At 38.0% G+C, this 22,409-nt stretch carries 17 protein-coding genes; 4 read left to right on the top strand and 13 right to left on the bottom strand.

Annotated elements, in window-relative coordinates; genetic code table 11:
* Nucleotides 1-49: 49 nt before the first annotated feature.
* The 3 genes from xylA to AC0L7T_RS10530 are packed head-to-tail and all read right to left on the bottom strand — an operon-like array spanning nucleotide 50 to nucleotide 4,557.
* Nucleotides 50-1,363 (bottom strand): xylose isomerase, encoded by a 1,314-nt coding sequence (gene xylA / locus AC0L7T_RS10540; protein WP_473342569.1) that lies wholly within the window; start codon nucleotides 1,361-1,363, stop codon nucleotides 50-52.
* Nucleotides 1,364-1,401: 38 nt separating this feature from the next.
* Nucleotides 1,402-2,892 carry a xylulokinase gene (locus AC0L7T_RS10535; protein ID WP_473342568.1) on the bottom strand — a complete coding sequence of 497 codons (1,491 nt, stop codon included), beginning with the start codon at nucleotides 2,890-2,892 and terminating at the stop codon, nucleotides 1,402-1,404.
* Nucleotides 2,893-2,913: 21 nt separating this feature from the next.
* A complete protein-coding gene (locus tag AC0L7T_RS10530) occupies nucleotides 2,914-4,557 on the bottom strand; it encodes a sodium/sugar symporter (protein WP_473342567.1) in 1,644 nt (547 codons plus the stop codon).
* A gap of 370 nt (nucleotides 4,558-4,927) precedes the next feature.
* Between AC0L7T_RS10530 and AC0L7T_RS10525 the strand changes: the two genes are divergently transcribed.
* The gene (locus AC0L7T_RS10525) at nucleotides 4,928-6,289 is read left to right on the top strand and encodes a transglutaminase-like domain-containing protein (RefSeq protein ID WP_473342565.1); all 1,362 of its coding nucleotides are present in this window, start codon (nucleotides 4,928-4,930) and stop codon (nucleotides 6,287-6,289) included.
* A 43-nt stretch (nucleotides 6,290-6,332) separates the two neighbouring features.
* On the opposite strand, the gene AC0L7T_RS10520 is transcribed toward AC0L7T_RS10525, so the two are convergent.
* On the bottom strand, nucleotides 6,333-6,536 hold the full coding sequence (locus AC0L7T_RS10520) for a hypothetical protein (RefSeq protein ID WP_473342564.1): 204 nt from the start codon (nucleotides 6,534-6,536) through the stop codon (nucleotides 6,333-6,335).
* A gap of 191 nt (nucleotides 6,537-6,727) precedes the next feature.
* Between AC0L7T_RS10520 and AC0L7T_RS10515 the strand changes: the two genes are divergently transcribed.
* Nucleotides 6,728-7,189: a hypothetical protein gene (locus tag AC0L7T_RS10515; RefSeq protein ID WP_473342563.1), complete on the top strand. Its 462-nt coding sequence runs from the start codon at nucleotides 6,728-6,730 to the stop codon at nucleotides 7,187-7,189.
* Nucleotides 7,190-7,362: 173 nt separating this feature from the next.
* On the opposite strand, the gene AC0L7T_RS10510 is transcribed toward AC0L7T_RS10515, so the two are convergent.
* From AC0L7T_RS10510 to AC0L7T_RS10500, 3 genes are all read right to left on the bottom strand, one after another.
* On the bottom strand, nucleotides 7,363-8,046 hold the full coding sequence (locus tag AC0L7T_RS10510; RefSeq protein WP_473342562.1) for a DUF2490 domain-containing protein: 684 nt from the start codon (nucleotides 8,044-8,046) through the stop codon (nucleotides 7,363-7,365).
* The gene (locus AC0L7T_RS10505) at nucleotides 8,046-8,621 is read right to left on the bottom strand and encodes a hypothetical protein (RefSeq protein WP_473342561.1); all 576 of its coding nucleotides are present in this window, start codon (nucleotides 8,619-8,621) and stop codon (nucleotides 8,046-8,048) included. Before AC0L7T_RS10505 ends, AC0L7T_RS10510 begins: the two co-directional genes overlap by 1 nt.
* 397 nt (nucleotides 8,622-9,018) lie before the next feature.
* Nucleotides 9,019-10,608, bottom strand: a complete 1,590-nt coding sequence (locus tag AC0L7T_RS10500) for a M81 family metallopeptidase (RefSeq protein ID WP_473342559.1) — start codon at nucleotides 10,606-10,608, stop codon at nucleotides 9,019-9,021.
* 302 nt (nucleotides 10,609-10,910) lie between these two features.
* Between AC0L7T_RS10500 and AC0L7T_RS10495 the strand changes: the two genes are divergently transcribed.
* Entirely contained in the window at nucleotides 10,911-11,978 is a 1,068-nt protein-coding gene (locus tag AC0L7T_RS10495; RefSeq protein WP_473342556.1) for a serine hydrolase domain-containing protein, read from the top strand.
* 14 nt (nucleotides 11,979-11,992) lie between these two features.
* Here AC0L7T_RS10495 and AC0L7T_RS10490 read toward each other — a convergent pair whose 3' ends face one another.
* Nucleotides 11,993-13,315, bottom strand: a complete 1,323-nt coding sequence (locus tag AC0L7T_RS10490) for an ABC1 kinase family protein (RefSeq protein WP_473342555.1) — start codon at nucleotides 13,313-13,315, stop codon at nucleotides 11,993-11,995.
* A gap of 3 nt (nucleotides 13,316-13,318) precedes the next feature.
* Nucleotides 13,319-13,975: a TetR/AcrR family transcriptional regulator gene (locus tag AC0L7T_RS10485; RefSeq protein ID WP_473342553.1), complete on the bottom strand. Its 657-nt coding sequence runs from the start codon at nucleotides 13,973-13,975 to the stop codon at nucleotides 13,319-13,321.
* Nucleotides 13,976-14,170: 195 nt separating this feature from the next.
* On the opposite strand from AC0L7T_RS10485, the gene AC0L7T_RS10480 reads away from it, so the two are divergent.
* Nucleotides 14,171-15,496, top strand: a complete 1,326-nt coding sequence (locus AC0L7T_RS10480; RefSeq protein ID WP_473342552.1) for a S41 family peptidase — start codon at nucleotides 14,171-14,173, stop codon at nucleotides 15,494-15,496.
* Between the two features lie 127 nt (nucleotides 15,497-15,623).
* On the opposite strand, the gene AC0L7T_RS10475 is transcribed toward AC0L7T_RS10480, so the two are convergent.
* The 4 genes from AC0L7T_RS10475 to AC0L7T_RS10460 all read right to left on the bottom strand — a co-directional run bounded on the left by AC0L7T_RS10475 (nucleotide 15,624) and on the right by AC0L7T_RS10460 (nucleotide 22,333).
* Complete coding sequence (locus tag AC0L7T_RS10475) at nucleotides 15,624-17,138, bottom strand: RagB/SusD family nutrient uptake outer membrane protein (protein WP_473342550.1); 1,515 nt, start codon at nucleotides 17,136-17,138, stop codon at nucleotides 15,624-15,626.
* A gap of 25 nt (nucleotides 17,139-17,163) precedes the next feature.
* On the bottom strand, nucleotides 17,164-20,475 hold the full coding sequence (locus AC0L7T_RS10470; protein WP_473342549.1) for a SusC/RagA family TonB-linked outer membrane protein: 3,312 nt from the start codon (nucleotides 20,473-20,475) through the stop codon (nucleotides 17,164-17,166).
* Between the two features lie 113 nt (nucleotides 20,476-20,588).
* Nucleotides 20,589-21,647: a FecR family protein gene (locus tag AC0L7T_RS10465; protein ID WP_473342547.1), complete on the bottom strand. Its 1,059-nt coding sequence runs from the start codon at nucleotides 21,645-21,647 to the stop codon at nucleotides 20,589-20,591.
* Nucleotides 21,648-21,793: 146 nt separating this feature from the next.
* Nucleotides 21,794-22,333: an RNA polymerase sigma factor gene (locus AC0L7T_RS10460; RefSeq protein WP_473342546.1), complete on the bottom strand. Its 540-nt coding sequence runs from the start codon at nucleotides 22,331-22,333 to the stop codon at nucleotides 21,794-21,796.
* Between the last annotated feature and the right edge of the window lie 76 nt (nucleotides 22,334-22,409).

The raw sequence follows: 22,409 nt of genomic DNA, 5'->3' as shown, positions 1-22,409 counted from the left end.
GACTTAGAATTCTAAGCCGCTTTTTTTTAAACCTGATCAATATGGGTCTTTAGATATATTGATTCAGAATATTTTCGTACATCTCTTGCTTTCCACTGATCATTTTTGGGTCCCCAATTACCAAAGCATGGTTTCTCAAAGCCTCCAGATCCAGTTTTCCTGTTTCAAATTCTTTTCCTTTACCACCATCAAAAGAACTATAACGTTGCTTTCTTAGAGATTGGTAATCTGATTTTTCCATGATATCACTTGCGATAAGCAAACTTCTGGCAAATGCATCCATGCTGCCTACATGTGCATGGAAAAGATCATCCAGATCTGTGGAATTTCTTCGAATTTTAGCATCAAAATTAACTCCCCCAGAAGTAAATCCCGGTCCTTGCAACAATACTAACATAGCTTCGGTAAGCTCTTGTAAGTTAATCGCAAACTGATCTGTATCCCAACCATTCTGGTAATCTCCCCTATTGGCATCTATACTACCCAGAAGGCCTGCATCCATTGCTACCTGCAGTTCGTGTTGAAAAGTGTGCCCTGCAAGAGTTGCATGGTTTACTTCCAGGTTTAATTTAAAGTCCTTGTCCAATCCAAAATGACGCAGGAATCCAATAACTGTAGCGGCATCATAGTCATACTGGTGTTTGGTTGGCTCCATTGGCTTTGGTTCAATCAAAAATGTACCTTTAAAGCCTTGTTTTCTACCGTAATCTCTGGCCATGGTTAAAAACTGAGCCAAATGTTCAGTCTCGCGTTTCATGTCTGTATTTAACAAGGACATGTATCCTTCTCTACCTCCCCAAAACACATAATTTTCACCTCCAAGGGTAATTGTCGCATCTATGGCATTTTTTACTTGAGTAGCTGCTCTACTTACCACATCAAAATCTGGATTGGTAGCTGCACCATTCATATATCTTGGGTGGCTGAATACATTTGCCGTTCCCCAAAGTAATTTTATTCCTGTTTCCTCTTGTTTTTGTTTTGCATAATCAACTATGGCTCCCATATGCTTCTCATAAGTAGCAATACTGTCTCCCTCATCGATAAGGTCAATGTCATGGAAACAATAAAATGGGGCACCTATCTTGTGAATAAATTCAAATGCTGCATCCATTTTATCTTTGGCCCGCTGAATCGGGTCATTGGATTTATCCCATTTGTGAACGATAGTACCTGGTCCAAATGGATCATTGCCTGTAGCACAGAATGAATGCCAATAAGCAATGGCAAAACGGAAATGCTCTTTCATCGATTTTCCTCCAATAACACGGTTTTCATCGTAATATTTGAAAGCCAAAGGATTTTTAGAATCCTTTCCTTCAAACTTAATTTTATCAATTTCAGGAAAAAACAAATCTGACATAATTGTATTTTTGTTAGGTTTTAGATAAGTATTGTAAATTATTTTATCTGGTTTAGACAATCCTCCCATTGCGCATAAACCTCCCCATATGCTTCTTTCTTTTGAGCATCGGGTTCGAAATCCTGGATTTTAACCAATCCCTGAAAGGCTTCCTCAGGACTTGAATATATACCAGCACCTATTCCTGCTCCTCTGGCAGCCCCCTGGGCACCATCTGTATCATAAAGTTCTAGAGAAACATTGTTCATATTGACAAATGCTTCTCTAAAAATTGGACTTAAAAACATATTGGCCCTACCAGCTTTTACTGTTTTTAAGTTGAGCCCCATGCTTTTCATTATGTTAAACCCATAGGTCAATGCCGCAACTATCCCCTCTTGACCTGCACGAAAGACGTGTCTCTTGTCGTGTTTTAAAAGGTTTAACTTTGAAAGATGTGCCCCTATTTGTTTGTTTTCCAAAATCCTTTCAGCCCCATTTCCAAAGGGTAAAAAGCTTAACCCTTCGGCACCTATAGGTACTTCAGCAGCCAATTGGTTCATCTCCTCATAATCGAGAGACTGGCCACCAAAAGATCGTTTAAGCCAACTGTTCAATATTCCCGTGCCATTGATACAAAGTAAAACCCCATACCTAGGGTCACTTTTTTGGTGATTGACATGGACGAAGGTATTGACTCTAGACAAAGGATCAAACACAGGTTTGGTACTTACGCCAAAGACGGTTCCCGAAGTCCCAGCGGTAGTGGCTAATTCTCCCTCTTGAAGAACATTAAGTGAAAAGGCATTGTTGGGTTGATCACCTGCCCTGTAAGTTACAGGTATTCCCGAGTCCAGCCCCATATCCTTGGCAACTTCAGGCAATAGCCTTCCTTGTATGCCAAAAGAAGAAACTGCATTTGGTAGCAATTCAGCATCTATCCCATAATGGTACAATAGCCTATCTGCTATACTATTTTCGGGAAAGTCCCAGAACACACCTTCTGACAAACCGGATTCTGTGGTAAGTATTTCACCCGTAAGCTTCATCGCTATAAAATCACCCGGAAGCATTATTTTATAGATTTGATCGTACTTTTCAGGTTCATTCTCCTTTACCCATTTGAGCTTTGATGCTGTAAAATTTCCTGGAGAATTGAGCAGGTGACTAAGGCAGTATTCACTCCCTAAATTTGAGAAAGCTTTATTGCCTATTTCTACTGCCCTACTGTCACACCAAATGATGGCAGGCCTAATGACAGCTCTATTTTTGTCCACCATTACCAAACCATGCATTTGGTACGAGATGCCTATTCCTTTGACTTCTCCGGTTTTTACATTGCCCTTAGAGATTATATCTTTTGTTGTTTCTTTGATGTATTTCCACCACATTTCAGGATCCTGTTCCGCCCAATCTTTTTGAGGGGATTCTATACTCATCTCTACTTCGGGTAGTCCTTTTGCAGCCACTACTTTACCAGAATCTGCATCCAGGAGGGTAGCTTTCACAGAAGAACTGCCTATATCATATCCTATAAGGAGTTGTCTCATGTTACGAACGGAAATTAAATTTTACCAAAATACAATGTACAGGGCTGCTATGATGCCAGATATTAGAATTGCACCTATTTTAAATTGAGTGCTTGTCCTAAATAGATCCTTGGTGATTTCTATTCCTTTAGGATGATCATTTCCTTTGCCTTCAAATAAACTGATCGCAATAATAAGTCCTGAAAGGATTAAGAAAACCAAGCCCATTCGATCTATAAATGGTAAGGTAGGTGTCAAAAATTTGAAAGCGGCAGATAAAGGTATGGTAAGTGCGGCAGCTGTTAATGCTGCATTTGAAGTGGTTTTCTTCCAAAAGAAACCAAATACAAAAATGGCAAATACACCTGGAGATACAAAACCAGTATATTCTTGAATGTACTGAAATGCCTGATCTAATTCTCTTAATGCCGGAGCCACAATAGCGGCAACTATAAACGCAACGATGGCTGTTATTCTACCTACTCTTACCTGCTTTCTCTCGGAAGCATTTTCGTCAAAGAAATTTTTATAAATATCCAAGGTAAATATAGTAGCAGTACTATTGGCCATTGAGGCCAGGGAAGATACTATAGCTGCGGTTAAAGCGGCAAAGGCCAGCCCTTTTAAACCTGAAGGAAGTAGTTGCAGTAAGGTGGGATAGGCCCTATCAGATTTGATAATACCTGTAACAGGATCTGCCATGGAATCAGCGAATGCCGGATCCATGCCCTGATTAACAATCACAAAAGCTGCAATACCAGGTACAACAACTATAAGTGGCATTAATAATTTAAGGAAGCCAGCGAAGAGCATCCCTTTCTGAGCTTCATTTAGTGACTTCGCAGCCAAGGCTCTTTGCGTGATGTATTGATTGAAACCCCAATAACTTAGATTAATCACCCACATACCCCCTATTAGCACAGAAAGCCCAGGCAAATCCATATAGGCGTCCCTTTCACCTCCTGCACCGTCAGGTATCATCATTTCTCCTTCATTTATAATCATATTGAAGTGAGATGGCGCTTCTTTTAAAAGTGTAGTAATACCTGCAAAAACATCTCCTGAACCTACCATTGACAATGCAAGGTAGGTAGTGGCCAAGCCACCTAATATTAAAAAGAACACCTGAACAACATCTGTCCAAGCCACAGCCTTTAGCCCACCATAGATCGAATACAACATCGCAAACACTGCTAAGCCCGCAATACCATACATCATGGGTACTCCCAATATGGTTTCAAGACTTAAGGCTCCCAAATAAAGCACAGAGGTAAGGTTTACAAACACATATACCAGTAGCCAGAATACCGCCATTACCGTCCTAACCCTGCTATCATACCTTTTAAGCAAAAATTGAGGCATGGTGCTAATTCCTTCTTTCAGGTATATGGGGAGAAAAAATATTGCTACAACAATTAAAGTAGCTGCAGCCATCCATTCATAGGTAGAAATGGCCAGGCCAAGAGCAAATCCTGATCCAGACATCCCAATAAATTGTTCTGCTGAAATGTTAGATGCTATTAATGAGGCCCCAACTGCCCACCAAGGCAATGCCTTACTTGCCAGAAAATAATCATTGGAATCTTTTACGTGGCCCTCTTTTTCTCTTGATACAAAATATCCCATCAGAATGATGAGGATACAATAACCAACAAATATGGCCAGGTCTAATGAGGTGAAATTCATGAATTTTGGATTAATGGGTTTGTGGTTTTGTCAATTCAGTTGCATATTAGAAATCAAAAATTAAGATGCAATATAATCATTAATGGTTTTGATAAAATAAAATTCCTTAGAAAGTAAACTACTCTTTTCAACCTTGATTAAAAGACGCTGAGGAGCAACCATGGTTGGTTACCTTAGAAAGGCAGCCCATTAATTTTTATTTATTGTGCGTAGGAACTGTATATCAAAGGTCAAATAGCTTTTCTATTTCAGTCGAAATGAATAGATGGATCGGCGTCCATTGACTTGATACTTAATTAAGAAACACTAACTTTGAGTTAAATAATTTCCCACAAATTTCACTTTGAACACATCAACTAAAAGGCTTAAAATGAAAAATCTTTTGTGTTTTGCTCCGCTAATTGGTCTATCTATTTTTTGCTTGGCATTTGTAGGTTGCCAATCCAAAAATAAAGAAATTAACCAGTCAGAAATTAAAACTTCAACTACACCCAAGGTAGACATTGCAGACATAGAGGATGGAATCAAAACCTTTATCGCAGATAAAGCAGCTGACAATGATGGCTATTTTATAGTTAGGGATGAAAGCAAACTATTAAGGCTACATCTAGTGAGGGTTCACACTGAATACCTGTCAAACCTAGGCCCAAACAGTCACTTTGCTTGTGTAGACCTTGCGGATACCAGTGGAGATGTATATGATGTAGATTTTTTCATGGAAGGTAAACCAGGCGCGATGGAGGTAACTGAGACCACCGTCCACAAACTAAACGGTAAACCATTTTATACCTGGAAACAAAAACCTGACAAAACCTGGTATCGCCTGCCTGTAGCTGAGGCAAGTAATAAATTACTTGGAGTAATAGAAGGTGAAGATCAATTCCAATTCAACTATGAAGTCATCTTACCTACTATAAACGGCAAAGCAAAAATGTGGATTCCCGTGGCGGTCACTGATGATTTTCAGGAAGTTGAACTGGTAAAAAAAGAAGTGCCAGGTAAACATGAGATCATAAATGACAATGTAAATAACAATGCAATTCTATTTCTTGAACTCGGCCCTGAAGAAAGTGGCATGCCGGTATCATTGGTTTACAATGTAAAACGAAAAGAAAAAGGCCCCTATGATGACCTGGGTGAGATAGACCCTCGTTACTTGGAATCAAGCGCTTTAATGCCCGTAGGCAGGAGATTCAGGGAATTGGCTTTGGAGGCAATTGGAGAAAAAAAGAAAGACAGTCACCTTATGCAAGCCAGGGCTATATACGATTATATTATAGACAATATGAAGTACATGAAGTATGGTGACTATGGCAAAGGGGATTCGATCTATGCTTGTGATACCAAAACTGGCAACTGTACAGAGTTTCATTCCTTGTTTATATCTATGGCCAGGTCTGTTGGCATTCCAGCACGATTTTCCATAGGAGCAGCCATTCCCTCAGATAGGGACGAAGGGGGTATTGATGGTTATCATTGCTGGGCTGAATTTTATGCGGATGAAAAATGGTGGCCAGTGGATATAAGCGAGGGCAATAAATACACTGCACTTTCCACTTATTATTTTGGTCGCCACCCAGCCAACAGGATAGAATTGAGTAGAGGTAGAGACTTAGCCTTAAACCCTGGACCAGAAGCAGGTGATGTAAATTTCATGGCCTACCCAGTGTTGGAAATTAATGGAAAATCAGCAGTGGCCAAAACAACATTTTCTTTCACAAGAAAAAATTAATTCATTAAAAAAGCGCTAATAAGCGCTTTTTTAATGAATGGAACTACTCCTCTTTTGGGTGTTCATCGCTATCTGTAGGATGTTCGTCATCTGCTGTCGGATGTTCCTCTTCAGAAGCAGGGTGTTCTTCTGTTTGTTCTGTACTTTCACTCTTCTTGTTTCCGCAAGAAGAAATTGTGAACGTAAAGAAAAAACCCATTAACAGGGCCATTAAAGCAAATGCCTTTAAATTTTTCACAATTTTCATGTTTTTTCGGTTTCTGATTCTATTAAAGATACATCTTTTTTAAAAAATTCAAAAACAATAGCCTATTTTTTAGTAATTAACAAAATAGTCTATTGATAAACACTCCATTTCCTAACCGGAAAAATTAAATCAATAAATAGCACTTCTGGCAACCTTTTTGCCACCCTATAATCAAAAACACCTTAATGATTATGGAAAAACTAGCCTACAAGAAAAAAGTGATGGATGAGGCCATTAACCATCAAGAAAGTATCGTGTCAGATTTTAGACAAAGAATAAAGGAAATAAGAGAGGGAGACCAACAACCTCAAGACGAACCTCAGGAATATGATCAGCAAGGACAAGAAAACGAAAGTGCCCTTGTCATCAATCGCATTTCGAAAGAGTTGAATTTTGTTATTGAAGAATTGGATTTTTTAAAACAAATGAAAACTGCAGACAATCTTTTCACTGAAGTAACGCTCGGAGCGGTAGTAAGGACTGATAAAATGACTTTTTTTCCAAGTGTAAGTTTGGAACAATTTGAAGTTGAAGGAGACACTTTATTTGGAATATCTCGAGAAGCCCCAATTTACAATGAAATGAAGGGCAAAAAGAAGGGAGACTCCTTCAGTATGAAAGGTCAAAACTATAAAATCTTGGACGTTTACTAAGCTGGGGAACTAATGATTCAATTAGCGCAGGGTTGCTCACCTGAAAATCCAGCACCAAAACATAGCCACGGATAAATTCCTCTGGCTATGTTTATTCCACTAGGTTCGATTGGTTTTAGAATAATACCTGGAATGATGAAGTTTAGCTTTATAATTAAGATAGGGTATAACTGCTAAAAATTTAAGTACCAGCCAAATTTAAACCAACTCCTGTGTCTAAGATCAGGATCAAAAAAGCGATCAGTTCTATAATCTATTCCTGCCTGGAATTTTTGTTTCTCCTTAGATAGGTGTCCCAGAGAAGCCACTACCCTATTTTCTATACCGCTTTCACCGGCTTGGTAGCTGTAAAGGACTTCATCGCTAAATACCAGGTAGAACTCTCCCGGATCCAAACTTTCCCCTTCAATTGGCAGTTCAAAAGAAATACGGTATCTAAGTCTATAATCATTTTTTTCAAAAGGAGAATAAGTTTGATCTGCTCGAATTCGATGCCCTACCTTATAATTTCCAGGCAACTGAAGAATAGAAATTTGTTGTATTGTCCTATGGCTATTGTCTCCCCTGCTATTCACTCGGTATTGATAACCTCCAGCTATATCTATAAACGGATTGATTTTAGTACTCAAGAATCCTTGAAAATCCGTAAGATTATGAAAGTAGCCTACATCTAGATCCTTGCCTTCAAATTTTTCGGCCATCCCGTGTTGACTCTCTATTTTACCAATTATTTTCAGTTTATCACTGGCTTTTACACCTACCTGAAATTCAGGAAAAAACCCAAATAGGCGCACGGTACCTTGAGCCATTAACTGTGCTGGCAGAATTAAGAGAAAGATTAATAATAATTTCCGCATTAAAAAAACAGATTATTAGAAGGTGATAATATGATTTCTCTTCTCATCAGGATATTACCATCCTTATCAAATAATCCTTCCCACAACTTTTTTGTGTTCGATGCTTGACCATAAAACTCCACTTCATATTTTATCACAATTTGATTCAAAAAATTGGTCTTTACCCAATTTTGGAGGTCATCTTTGCTCCCTGTGTATTGAATTTGAACCTTCTCTATTCTTGATTTAATAAATAAATTCCCCATATAATTTGAAATATTATCCTTAACCGAATGGGGTAATTTTCTCCAATGCTCAAATACTTCTATGTCTTCAATAAATCCATCCTCACTAAATTCAACACTGTATTTTTTACCATTTCGAATAAATTTGGCTTCATAACTATGGCTGTCCGCACTTATTTCAAAATACCACTTCAGTTTTTTCTTCTGGTCAAATACATCTTCTAACCAAGAAATGGCGCGCTCTGGCACCTCACTACTCATAATCTTGGACTCCTTTTCGATCTTCACCTGACTAAAAACCAATAGCGGAAAAGACCACAAAAGTAAGACAACGTAAAACTTTTTTTTCATTTTTTTGAATTTCATTGTACGCATTCTCTTTAAGGGCTTTTCACTTGAATTTTAAATAATACGTTACTATTGAAAATCAACCCATTTTACTCTTGACTTATTGTATACTGAAATAGCCAATTGCCCTACCATCAGGAAATTGAATTCCGCCCTGAGAAAAGTTAAAAGACGCTAGTGCACAATCTGTGAAATAAGAATTTTGGTGAAAATTATAAATAGAATTGCCTGATCTGTTGTTTTCTCACCAACAAATCAGGCATAAAATTTTCATTACGTAAATTAAAGGGAATATATTCGGTCCAGCAACTCTTAGCAATTTAAGATGCTTAATTAGGTACGGATGAATTCAGTCTTTAATAAAATTTTAAACAAGACAAACAATTCTGATCCAATTTGATCAGAATTCATCGGACGAGGGAACTAAACGTGCACTCAAATCAGGTGTTGCCATGTCCTTATCGAACGGAAACATTGGCCTGTTTATCCGTTTAAAATCAAGCCTCTCCAAGTCTTGATCAACACCACCAGGTGTTAGGGCCATTATCCAATCAGCCCTCATGTCGTATAATTCTGGAACAAGATAGCCGATTTTAACGACCACAATATCAGTATCTCTCGGATTTAGGCCAAGATTAGTAAAATCGCTTTCTCTATGATAAGGTTTTCTCTTTTTTGTAACAATTACACGTACACTGCCTACCCTCACTACAACTTCTACTTCTGCATTTCGATCACCTTTTTCAATTGCTTCAACAATACCTGACAGTAAAATTGGAGGTGAAAAACGATCATCAACAGCTGCTCCTGCTTTTGCAGAAACCTTACCACCTACTCCTACTTCCAAAGCTGCTTCCACCAATTCAGGCCCTGGAATGGAAGCATAAATTAAAGATGGGCCAGATTCAGATTTGAATTCGGGTCTGTCTAATATTTCCTTTAAGGTCCAGGTAACATCACCGGCTCCCCCAGCTGTCGGGTTATCCCCCATATCACTTATCATAAATGGTTTAACCTCACTAGCTATGGCCATGTCCAGGCTTTCCTTCAAACTTGCAGTTGGGGCGATAAAATCAAACTCTTTTCGTTTGTCCCAAAAGCTTTTAGCAAGTTTTTCTGCAGTCTGGCTAACTTTTTCTTTTGAATCTCCTGTCACCATAACCACTGCATGATTACGAGGCTCATCCGCCCAGGCATAGCCTACCCAAATCGCAGCATCGATTACACCCTCTTGTTGGGTCGCAGGATTCACCTCTGCATACAGGCTTTTACCTGGTTCAACACGGGTACTCGTTTTCTCCCCCGGAAGCAATATTGGAACAGGCACCCATGCTTTGAATGCTGGCTTACCTTTTCCTGCTTCCAATCGGTCCAAAAGATTGTTTACTGCACGTTTTTTGGATTCCAACGCATCTTCATGCGGTGCCATTCTGTAACAAGTAATTAAATCTGTATTGCCTGCAAGCCTCCAGGAAACATTCCCGTGCAAATCCATAGATGTAGAAATAATGGTTTCTTTTCCTATTACTTTCCTAATTCTCTCAATAAAGTCTCCTTCAGGATCATCTAAACCTACAACACTCATTGCCCCATGGATGTCAAAAAACAATCCATCATATGGTAAATTTTCTTTCAACCTGTCAAGCGTTTCTCCAACTAAAGACTCATAAGCTTCCCGAGAAACAATTCCTCCAGGAATAGCATGTCCCCTTAGTGTAGGGAACCATTCAGCCCGGGACCTATTGATAGAATCCTCGTTCATAAAAGGGTAATAATTAAATATTTCTTCACCTCTTCTCGCATGAAAGGCATCTTTTTCTGAAACTGCTGGTGAGAAAGTACTTGATTCTATCGCTAAACCGGCAATGGCCACACGTGGCAATTTTGCCTCGTCCGCATTCCTCTCCGCGGAATTCCCCCCACAACTGCTGAAAATGAGCACTAAATTTATTAACAACAGTCGATAATAGTTTGAGTTTTTCCTTAGCATAATAGAAATATCTAATGATGAAAAAAGGCTTAATATTGATTTTTTGTACTTATTCAATCAAAATAAAGGAATTTTTAACATAAAGTCTAGGCATGGGCTAAAAATTTTGAATTCACAATTCCATCTTGAATGGAAGCCAAACAAGCCCCCAAATAGCCCATAGTCATTGTCCAATTCAATTTCAGTTTATGAAAAAATTATCCTATACTATTTAACCTTTAATAGTTTGCAAACCTATTGTTCGATTTGCCATTTAATGGTTAAATTTAGTATCTTACCCTTTTAATCATAAATATCAATTTATGTCTAATACCGACAGGGAATCTCCTATTTTTACTGCCTGGCATAAAGCAATCAACCAGTTTTCTATCCAGAAAAAAATCTCTGGTCTTGTACTCAGTATCTATAAAGAAAATTCAGAGCCTTTATTATGGTCAGGTACTACAGGGGATGTATCCTTGGATCAACCCTATTTTATTACTGAGTTAGGAAACCTTCATTTACTGGCAATTGTGCTCAAACTAAAAGTTAGGGGTTTGCTAAAATTGGATCAGCCTATTACAGACTTTCTTACAGAAAAGGAGTATGAGGGTTTGGTAAATATCAGAGGCAAGGACTATACCCAGGATGTCACAATTTCTCATTTACTTTCACAGAAATCAGGCATCCCTGATTTTTTAAATTATTCCCAAGACAAAGAAAACGCTTTAAAAGTTGATATAATGTCTGGGGTGGATCAGGCTTGGGATTATGCTGAGGTTCTTTATAGAACAAAAAATCAAAAGCCTGATTTCAAACCTGGACAATCTAAAAAAGGTGTTTACTCTTCAACAAATGACCAAGTTCTGGGCAGGATCATTGAGAGCATCAATGGCAAGCCCTTAGAAAAGACCCTATATGATTTTCATTTTAGCAGACTTTCTATGAACCAAACCTATATTTATAAGGACCCAAACGATCGAACTCCTTCACTCTTTTCCTCCAAGAACAACCCATTGAATTTACCACTAGCCATGGCATCTTTAGGTGCCACTGGAGGCATCGTAAGTACTGCCAAAGACAGTCTAACCTTTATTAAAGCTTTTTTCCATGGCCATCTTTTTCCTCTTTCCGAACTCGAAAATGCCATGCAATGGCTTCCTATTAAACATGGGTTAAATCAGGGTAAAGGAATTCTTCGCTACCAAAAGCTGCACATTTTACCAACAGTTAGCAAAGATCCAGAGATTATCGGGAATTCAGGTTTTACTTCCGGTGCTTTTAGTTTTTACATCCCTGAATTTCAAACCTTCATGACGGGAACCACCAATCAATCCGATGACTCCCTCCTTCCTTACAAACTGGCCTACAGTATGATAAAGCATCTTTAAACAAAGCATTCCTTTCAACTCTTAAGCCATTCGGGTTTGGTCGTTTTAATATTGGCCTGCAATTGGTTCAGCAGATTGTACAAGCCAAAATAGGTTCGGTTGATATACAATCCATGCCTTGATCCTCTGGCCTGCTTTGATTTCCTAAACATCTTGTCGTTAGAAATCTTATCTCCCAAGGCAAAAATCATTTGAAAATAATCGTCATCTGCAAAATCAAATGTTTCAACATGGAAAGGTTTTCCAAGCAGAGATATCATTTCTTTAAAGGTGTTTTTAAAGTAAGTTTTTTCGGTTGGAGAATCTCTGTCAGATATAAATTCCAAATCATAAAAGATTTGGTCTAATTCTTCCTCTTTGATCAACAAATCCTTCTTTATCAATGAAAAGTATCCGGAATAGAAATCCTCTGGAATTACTTTAACACAGCCAAAATCGATCACGGCCAATTCGTCTTCTCCCTGAATAATAAAGTTTCCAGGATGAGGATCAGCATGCACCTGTTTTAAGGTATGTACCTGGTGGTCATAAAAATCCCACAAGGTTTGTCCAACCCTATCTCTAGCCTTTTGAGTCGGATTTGTTTCAAGCCATTCTTTAAGGTGTTTCCCCTCCATCCAATCCATAGTAATCACTCTGGCACTGCTCTTTTCTTCGTAATATTTTGGGAAATTCAAACCTTCAATATGGCCACATGCTTCAGATATTTCTTTGCTCCTTATGACTTCCAATTGATAGTCAGTCTCCTCCAATAATTTTCCCTCCACTTCATCCATATAATTGTCCAACTCACGTTCATTCATATTCAATAATCTGAGCGCAAATGGCTTGACCAATTTCAAATCTGATCTCACACTTGAGGCCACTCCAGGATATTGAATTTTAACAGCAAATACTTTGTCTCCTTTAGTAGCTTTATGTACTTGACCAATCGATGCTGCATTTACAGCTGAAGTTGTGAAAGTATCGAAAAGGCTTTCTGGACCTTGCTTAAAATATTGATTGAAGGTTTTTACTACCAGCGGATAAGATAAGGGAGGTGCGCTGTATTGTGCCATGGTAAATTTATCCTGATAAGCCCTTGGAAGCATGTTTTTATCCATTGCCATCATTTGAGCCACCTTTAACGCACTACCTTTAAGCTCGCTCAAGGAGTCGTATATGTCTGTGGCATTGTTTTTATGAAGTTCCTCTTTGGTCATGGAAGGATTCACTACCTTTTTGGCGTAGTGCTTCATATAATTGCCCCCAACCTTGGCTCCCGTACTGATAAACTTAGCCGCTCTCTGCACCTTCGTAACAGGTATGCTCTGTTGCTCATTTAATTTCTCTGTCATGGTTTATTTGGATTGGAATAAGAATTTGGCAAAATCGACAAAACTGTCCACTGCTGATTTTCCCATCAGGTCAAAGGCCAAATTCACTGATTTTTCGATGGCAGCATCCGTTTTTTCGAAACCAGGGGAATCATCTTTTAACCAAAACCGAAATACAAACATAACTTGTAACCACATGGCTTCGTGATATTTGTCCGTTAAATAGGGCCTTTCAGCAATCTCCTCAGTTTCTTTTCCTTCATTAACTATGCTATTGGCAAAATCTTTAAATTTTGATTTGAACCCCTTTAATTCTGTTGGGAAACTGCGATCCTTCAAGGATACCTCACCATAAACGGCAAGTAAATAAGATCTTCGATCTTTTAGTTCTTCAATCCAGGTAAATAAAAAACCTAACAGTTTCTCTCTTGAAGTGTAGGGCTGATAAACCTCCTGACTTTGCAAGGCATGGAGGGTGTTGTCAAAAATCAATTCCCATACTGCTTTTTTAACAGCATCAAAAGAAGTGAAGTGTTCGTAAAAGGCCGCTTCTTTCATCTTTAAGTCCTTCGCAAACTTAAAAACAGATGCTGGCTCGTGGCCAGTCTCTAAAATGTAATTGATATAGCCTTCAATAATTTTACTTTTGTCAGTTTGCTGATTTTTAATTTTTTCCGTCATTTTCAAGTACTGATTTAGTCTCCATTCATTAACAAGATAAATGCCCTTGAGGTTTGTTAATTAATGCAAAAACTTTTCAAAAAAAATTAAATATTGTTAGAGAATGAGTAAATTCACGAGGGTTAAATAAAAATTTAAACATCTATTTTTTATTTTTTTTCGTTATTTATAATACAGTTTAACCATACCACTTCAATGTCAAAGGCCAAAAACACTCTTTTTTTATTCATCCTTGTAGTTGTTTTCACTTCAACATCATGTGATAAAAATACTGAGGAAACACCTCAGGATCCAAATCTTGTTAAAAATGCCATATTAGAAAGCATGCAGGAATGGTATTATTGGAACGACCAATTGCCAAGTGTGGTAAACATTAATAGCTATGGGAGCAATGACGAATTACTTTACAATCTAATGTACCTTGAATTGGACAGGTGGTCATACCTTACGACAAAGGAAGAATTCAACAATGCATTTACTGGACAAAATGCAGGTCATGGATTTGGTTTTGGGTTAAATGAGAACGATGAATTATTTGTGTCTTTTGTATACGATGATTCACCTGCCGGAAAAGATGGATGGCAAAGAGGTTGGCAAATTCTTGAAATAAATGACAAACCGATAGCTAACTATAGCGTAGCAGGTGGTTTCAATTTTAATTTGGGAGATGATGTCCCAGGCATTTCCAATACCTTCAAGTTCAAACTACCAGATGGTAGTACCACTACCAGAACCAATATCAAAAACAATTATCAGGCAAATTCTGTCCTTCACAAGGATATTATTGAAGAAGGGGACAAAAGAATCGGCTATTGGGTGTACAACAGTTTTAAAGCAACTGCTAATATTACACCTACCAAAAGTTTAGAAGTAGAAGAAACCTTAAACTATTTTGAATCAGAAAATATTAATGAATTGATCCTGGATCTAAGATACAATGGAGGTGGGTCTGTTGATGTAGCTGAGCAAATAATGAATGCTTTGGTCCCGGCTGCAGCCAATGGCAAATTAATGTATACCAATGCATTCAATATTGACAAGGAAAACCTTAATGAGGCCGCCAATTTCGAAAAGCCCAATAATCTTGACTTAGATAAACTGGTAGTACTTACTTCAAGGGGATCAGCCTCTTCAAGTGAATTGGTAATAAATTGTCTAAGACCCTATATGGAGGTAGTATTAATAGGCGAAAGAACCTATGGAAAACCTGTGGGATCTTTTCCATTGTCCTCATTTAATGAGATATTGGATCAAAACAACGTGGAGTTGGTACCCATTACATTTGCCATTGCAAATGCTTCAGGAGAAGCAGAATATTATGATGGCTTCCCTGTGGATATTGCAGCTTCAGACGACCCTTCGATCAATTGGGGTGACTTAGAAGATGATAAATTATCCAGTGCCTTATCCTATATTCTTTATGGAAGCCTAAATTCAAATTCCCGAATTCTGCCGTCCAAAGATAAATGGCAAATGATCGATGGGTTTACTGGGCTTCAAAAGGAATTCCCAGTGTATTAACCCAAATTATGCAATGGTTTAATGCCCTCCAGGTAAACTTTATAAAATTATTTTTCCAATCTTAAGCATTGGATAAAAAAAAGGTGATAGGATAATCCTACCACCTTTTTTTTCAAAAATTAAATGATTAATAACCTGGGTTTTGCGGAGCTAAATTTGGATTAACGTCCAATTCTAAACTTGGCAAAGGCATTAAATAATCTCTTGAGGCATCAAAATTAGCATGCGGTTCAAGACTATTTGAACCTTTGTAAACTGTCTCACCTAAATTCCTCCTTTTGATATCATACCATCTTTTGTATTCAAAAGAAAGTTCAATTCTCCTTTCTTCAAGTACCAGGTTGATGAATGATTCTTTATCCATCCCAGTTTGAACATCTTCAGGGAAACTATTCATTTGCCCCGCCGCATTTCTGGCCCTTTCTCTAATCTCATTTACCAAAGAAATTGCTTCAGCTGTAGGTCCATTGTTCACTTCAGCAGCTGCTTCTGCTGCTATCAATAACACTTCACCATAACGCATGGCGGCATAGTTATTGTCTGAGTACCTTCCATCAGAATTACTATTACCAGGAAATCTTCTGTATTTGGCAATATGTGGTCGTTGTGTGTTTTGGAACTCAGTATAAGACACCATTACCCCATTGACCAATGCCTCATTTTCAAAACTTACTTTCTTACGGTAATCCCTATCATCCCAGGTGTTGTAAACTGCCATAGAAGGCACGCACACACTCCAGCCCAGCTGATCTGCACCTCTTATTCCTGTCATTGGAGGCATGATATCATCATTTGCGCCACCACTTCCGTTTTGCTGACCAAGAAAATCGATCGCAAAGATGTGTTCTTTTTGGTTATCCGCCATATCTGCTCTGAAGAGGTTTTGATAATCAGGTTCCAAATCATAGCCAAACCTGTCCTTATTATCAATTACCCATTTGGCTTCTTCATAAGCCTTTGTATAATCTGCAAGCGTGAGGTTCACAGAAGCTAAGTAAGACGCCGCTGTTCCTTTGGTAGGCCTTGATCTTACATCGCTTGGTTGCTCATCCGGAAGGTATTGTTTTGCAAATTCTAAATCTGCTAAAATCCCTATATAAACGTCTGCCACAGAAGTCTTGGAAATATCTTTTACCGCTTCAGGATCAGTTATAAAATAATCTATATAAGGAATGTCACCAAATACGCGTACCAAATGATAATAACTAAATGCCCTTACAAATCTGGCTTCGGCTATAAGTTGATTACTAACCGCTTCGTCTAATTCCAAACTTTCTGCACCTGCAATTGCCGCATTGGCAGCTCCAACTACCTGGTACCAATAGGGCCAATATGCTCTGACCATACCATTGTTATCGTCCATATTGAAGTCATTCACTTGCTGCCTTTCAGCAGGAGTACCTCTGTCTCCAATATCCACCATATCACTTCTTAACATGATTGAAGTGACAAATTGCCTACCGTAAAGCCTTTCACTGGCTATCCACCCATAAGCACCGAAGATGGCTGTTTCCACATCTTTGTCGGAATTAAATAAACTTTCCGGTGCCAATAAGCCTACAGGCTTTTCTTCTAAGTCAGCACAGCCTGCAAATAGACAGGTGGCCGCCAATACCAAAGATTTATATATATTAATTTTCATGGTTATTTCTATTTAATTTCGATGCTTAAAATCCAACATTAAGACCTACTGTATAACTTTTTGCATTTGGATAACTACCATAATCCAAACCTAGATTTCGGTTGCCATCTGTAGCGCCATCGGAACGATAATTCACCTCAGGATCATACCCTTCATATTCTGTAAAGGTCAGGATATTCTGTGCACTAACATATAACCTCAGTTTTGATATATTCAAGCGATTTAATATAGTTTTAGGGAAATTATACCCTAAAGAAAGGTTCTTTAACCTGGTAAAAGTCCCATCATAAATCCATCTTGTTGAAACCCTACGGGTCCTACCATTAAATGCCATAGGTACATCTGTTTGGGTATTGGTAGGTGTCCATCTATCAAGTGCCGCTGTCGTAGCATTGTTAATACCTGACATCAGGTTAAGCTCCATTAAGGTATAGCTCAGGATATCATTTCCAAAAGACCCTTGGAAGAAGATATTCAGGTCAAAATTCTTGTACCTAAAGGCATGATTCCATCCCCAGAAGAAATCTGGATTGGGGTTACCAATAATTTCCCTATCATCACTATTAAGAATTCCGTCATTATTAAGGTCTTTGAATTTTTCTCCACCGGGTTCCTGTTCAAAACCTCCACCTGGTATAAAATCATCACCTTCCTGGTAAACCCCATCATAAACCCAACCATAAAAACTACCTACTGGGTAACCTTCTTTCAATAGTTGGGTGGTACCTAAACCAACCATATGACCAGGGCCTGATCCATATTGGATTTCAGTACCTTCTGGTAAAGAGAGCACTTTATTTCTATTTCTGGAAAAATTGATGTCCATGTCCCACTGGAATGCCCCTACAAGGTTTCTAGAACCTAAAGTTAGCTCAACACCTTTGTTTTCTACTTCACCAATATTTCTTAACTGGGTAGTATAACCCGAATATTGAGGCAATTGTACGGCAAACAATAAATCTGAAGTTACCATCCTGTAATATTCTGCAGAGAAAGTAACCCTATCATCCCAAAAACCTACATCAGTTCCGATATTCAATTGAGCTGTAGTTTCCCAAGTCAAATTTTCATTGGCTACGGTGGTAGGTCTTACTGCATTTACAGGTACTCCATCAATAATGGTGAAAACAGGTGTGAACCTGGCCAAAGTTTGATAAGGAGAAATGGCCTGGTTTCCAGTAATACCATAACTACCTCTCCACTTCCAAAAACTGATAAGGTCTGAAGTTTCAAGGAATTGTTCATTTTTCATGTTCCATGCAATGGCTCCAGAAGGAAAGAATGCCCATTTATTGTTTTTGGAAAATGTAGATGAGCCATCATACCTCGCATTAAATGTGATGAGGTATTTATCCCCTAAGGAATAATTTAAACGACCATAATAGGAAGAAATTTGCCAGTCAGTTAATGAAGAATTAGGTGCTTGCCATACTGCAGATGAGCCAAGGTTCCAAAAAGAAAACGCATCCGTAATAAAAGAAGTACCTCTTGCCCCGTAACTCTCACTTTCTGAAGATTGGAAAGAATACCCACCCATAGCTGAAATAGTGTGGTCAGTACCGAATGTTTTAGAATAGGTTAGGTAATTTTCATTTAAAACCAGTGTATTTCTAAAAGCATCTATAGAAGCATCTCCACCAACATTTCTTCCCTCAGTAACAGATGTCGGGGCATAGGTTCCGGTCCTAGATGTGTTGGCTGTGGCACCAAAAGTAGTTTTAAACTTAAGTCCTTCAATTATATCATATTCTGCAAAGAAATTCCCTTGGAACCTGTCATTTACATTTTCATTTTCCAATTGAGTAGCCACTGCATATGGGTTGTCATGCGGATCATTAAGCCTAGCCACTGTGAAAGTACCATCTGGTTTATAGATAGGTTGATCAGGCTCAAATTTGAAAGCAGAAGCCACTACACCTGGAGTTAATCCACCAGAATTTTCTTGCGTTCTTACGCCATCACTGTTACTCCTTCTTGCAAAAAGGTTCAATCCTATTTTAAGTTTTTCTGATGCCTGGATATCCAAATTACTGGTGATACTAAATCTGTTGTAATCAGAATTTATGATAACCCCTTTTTGATCAAAATAAGCTCCTGAAACATAATAATTGACATTATCTGTCCCTCCGGAAATGGAAAGTTGATAGTTTTGGATTCCTCCAGTTCTGAAGATCTGATCCTGCCAATCTGTATCACCACCTGCAGGCTGGATATTTGGTCTTGCGTCTGAAATATAATCGTTAAACTGGTCTGCATTCAATAAATCAAGTCTGTTGATTTCATTTTGCATACTGTAAGAAGTATTGAATTCAATTCTAGCTGCACCAGTTTTCCCTCTTTTAGTGGTCACCATTATGACACCATTGGCTCCCCTGGAACCATAAATTGCAGTTGCAGAGGCATCTTTAAGTACCTCTATAGAAGCGATGTCTTCTGGAGGAGGCATTGCTGCACCAATAAATCCATCTACCACAAATATAGGATCACTACTGGCATTAATGGATGTTCCACCTCTTACCCTTACTTTCATACTGGCACCTGGTGCTCCATTGTTTGATTGGATTTGAACTCCGGCAGCCCTTCCTTGTAAGGCTTGAATGGCATCAATTGCAGGGTAAGCAGTCAATTCCTCAGCTTTTACAGAAGATACAGCCCCAGTAAGGTCACTTCTTTTTTGAGTACCATAGCCTACTACAACTACTTCTTCTAAAGAGGACTCATCCATAGTCATGGTTACATCGATAATCGATTGATTTCCTATGGCAATGATTTGAGGCTCATAACCAATATAAGAAAACACCAAAACAGACCCATCTGGCACTGTTAATGAATAGCTCCCATCTAAATCAGATATCGTACCAGTGGTCGTTCCCTGTACTGAAATGGTGGCTCCTGGCAATGGTTGGCCTTGATCATCCTTAACCACACCTTTGATGGTCTTATCTACTTCCGAAACCTTCAATAATTCTGAGTTTTTTGTAAGTCGAATGTCAATTTGATCATTGACTTGACGAAAACCTAAAGTAGTTTGGGAGGCTATTTCTTTCAAAAATGATTCTATACTAGAATTCCCTTTTGAAAGCACAAGTGATAAATCCTCATTAACATCTGCCTTATCAAAAGAAAAAGTGAAAGCAGTTTCTGATTCTATTTTTAGGAGAAATTCCCCCAAAGTCATTTCATTTTCAGTCACCCTTACCTTTACCTCCTCGATACTTTTAAATTGAGCATTGACATTTAATGCCAAAACCAGGTTGAAGAAAATGAGCTGCAAGGAAAACCCGTATAGCAAATAGCGTGACAATAAGTAGATTGTCTTTTGTAATTTAAATTTCATAGTTTTATTGGTTTACTGTTCAATCAATAATTAAGGTTTGGCATGGCGTATTTCTTTGCCTAACTGCCCAATTTTGAGGATTACCCTCTTTTTTCATTTATATATGCATAACATTAAAATTTTAAGTGAATGTTTTTCCCATTTATATCATAATTAAAATACTCTATGAAGGACATTCTGTCCAACACCAAATCAAGATTTTGATTTTTATACTTTCCATTTAAAACCCAGGTCTCAGAAGGTGTCCCAGACACCCTGATGGTAACACCATACCATCGCTGAAGGCTTGCAACAACTTCCTCAAAACCAGCATTTTTAAAGGAAAGCAACCCTTCTCTCCAACCAATAACAGCTTCCGAAGCTATTTTAGAAATTTTGAAATGATTGTCAGATTGAATGTATTTCAGCTGTTCTCCTGGAACAAGGAGATAGCTTTCTGCTAAGGATTCGGATTGAACTTTGATTTTCCCTGTCAATAAAGAAATCAACACCTCTTGAGGGTTAAAAAAATTAATATTAAATGAGGTACCTAAAGCTTCAGTTTCTAAATTCCCCGAAACCACTTTAAACGCCCGAGACGAGTCTTTCTTTACCTCAAAATATCCCTCCCCTAATAAAACAACCTTTCTTTCAAGGGAATCAAACTCCTCTGGAAACGATAATTGACTTCCTGAATTTAACCATACACTTGAACCGTCCGGAAGTTTGAAATTCAATTTTTCTCCAAACTGTGTAGCTTTGGTAATAACTACTGGTTGTGTCTTCGCAAGCATTTCCATAGGTTTTCCCGATACAGCAAACTTGCTTATCAAATACCCGGAACAGCATGTTAAAATTAAAATTACCGCTACCTTATACCACTGATTTATAGTTCGCCATGATTTTCTTTCATTATAAGGTAACGTACTAAAAGAATAATTGGATGGTTCTTCTTTATCATTTGCTAAAATATTCTGCAGAACTCGGGACTTTACTCCTTGCGAGACATTGAGCGGATGATGTTGTAAACCTAGAAGAATTTCTCTTGCCTTCTTAACCTCCGATAGGTTTTCAGGATGTACATGGAGCCAATTGTTCCAATACATGTCTAAATCCTCATTAGGGTACAATACCCATTTTACAAATTCGGGATTGGTTAATAATAAAAGTGATGTGTCTTCTGTGTTGTCCATTTTTTAATACCTTCAACTCTATAAGAGCTTTATAGGAAAAATGACATCACTTATTTGTTAATTTTTTGTTAAAAAAATTATGGGAGCAAAATAAAAAGAGTTCAAATTTAACAGGCGTAATTCCAGAAGAAGTGAAAACAATACCTTTATTCCATAGAATTCTTAAGTGTAGAAAGGGCTTTATATACCAAATTTCGCGCAGACTTAATATGAGAAAAGCCAAACAACTCACTTATTTGGCTGTAGTTCAGATTTTGAAAATAAAAATAATAAATAGCCTCTCTTTTTTTACTGGAAAGAAGACTTAATGCTTTGTTTAATTTCTCCGATTTCTCTAGTTCAATTTGTTGATCAATTAGAAAGTCTTCATGGGAAAAAGTAATTTGAAATCCTTCCTGACATTCAAATGAGAAAGAGGTTTTGGCTTTTTTTATTTCTTTTATAAGCTCCCTCCTCATACATTTCATTAAGTAAAACTTTATGCAATTTGTTTGGCCAAGGCTTTTTCTCTTTTGTCTGAGATAAATAAAAATATCTTGTATACAGTCCTCAATAAGTTCTTGATTTCCGGTAAGTTGATACCCATAGTTGAGAAGTATGTTGAAATTATCATTGTAAATTTTGATAAAAGCTGCTTCACTCCCATCTTTAAATTGCTGCCATAAATTGGCATCACTTACAACCAACCTTCCATTTGAGTGATCTTCAAATGGAGAGTCCGAGACTGAGAGGTTACTATTTGAGTAGGGCTTATTCATTAAG

The sequence above is a fragment of the Cyclobacterium sp. 10D3-21 genome (assembly GCF_055809755.1).
This window is presented reverse-complemented; position numbering and strand designations above follow the sequence as displayed.

Bases quoted from the DNA above. Each gene is read 5' to 3' on its own strand.
- xylA (WP_473342569.1), bottom strand. From the start codon at position 1,363: ATGTCAGATTTGTTTTTTCCTGAAATTGATAAAATTAAGTTTGAAGGA.
- AC0L7T_RS10535 (WP_473342568.1), bottom strand. From the start codon at position 2,892: ATGAGACAACTCCTTATAGGATATGATATAGGCAGTTCTTCTGTGAAA.
- AC0L7T_RS10530 (WP_473342567.1), bottom strand. From the start codon at position 4,557: ATGAATTTCACCTCATTAGACCTGGCCATATTTGTTGGTTATTGTATC.
- AC0L7T_RS10525 (WP_473342565.1), top strand. From the start codon at position 4,928: ATGAAAAATCTTTTGTGTTTTGCTCCGCTAATTGGTCTATCTATTTTT.
- AC0L7T_RS10520 (WP_473342564.1), bottom strand. From the start codon at position 6,536: ATGAAAATTGTGAAAAATTTAAAGGCATTTGCTTTAATGGCCCTGTTA.
- AC0L7T_RS10515 (WP_473342563.1), top strand. From the start codon at position 6,728: ATGGAAAAACTAGCCTACAAGAAAAAAGTGATGGATGAGGCCATTAAC.
- AC0L7T_RS10510 (WP_473342562.1), bottom strand. From the start codon at position 8,046: ATGCGGAAATTATTATTAATCTTTCTCTTAATTCTGCCAGCACAGTTA.
- AC0L7T_RS10505 (WP_473342561.1), bottom strand. From the start codon at position 8,621: ATGAAAAAAAAGTTTTACGTTGTCTTACTTTTGTGGTCTTTTCCGCTA.
- AC0L7T_RS10500 (WP_473342559.1), bottom strand. From the start codon at position 10,608: ATGCTAAGGAAAAACTCAAACTATTATCGACTGTTGTTAATAAATTTA.
- AC0L7T_RS10495 (WP_473342556.1), top strand. From the start codon at position 10,911: ATGTCTAATACCGACAGGGAATCTCCTATTTTTACTGCCTGGCATAAA.
- AC0L7T_RS10490 (WP_473342555.1), bottom strand. From the start codon at position 13,315: ATGACAGAGAAATTAAATGAGCAACAGAGCATACCTGTTACGAAGGTG.
- AC0L7T_RS10485 (WP_473342553.1), bottom strand. From the start codon at position 13,975: ATGACGGAAAAAATTAAAAATCAGCAAACTGACAAAAGTAAAATTATT.
- AC0L7T_RS10480 (WP_473342552.1), top strand. From the start codon at position 14,171: ATGTCAAAGGCCAAAAACACTCTTTTTTTATTCATCCTTGTAGTTGTT.
- AC0L7T_RS10475 (WP_473342550.1), bottom strand. From the start codon at position 17,138: ATGAAAATTAATATATATAAATCTTTGGTATTGGCGGCCACCTGTCTA.
- AC0L7T_RS10470 (WP_473342549.1), bottom strand. From the start codon at position 20,475: ATGAAATTTAAATTACAAAAGACAATCTACTTATTGTCACGCTATTTG.
- AC0L7T_RS10465 (WP_473342547.1), bottom strand. From the start codon at position 21,647: ATGGACAACACAGAAGACACATCACTTTTATTATTAACCAATCCCGAA.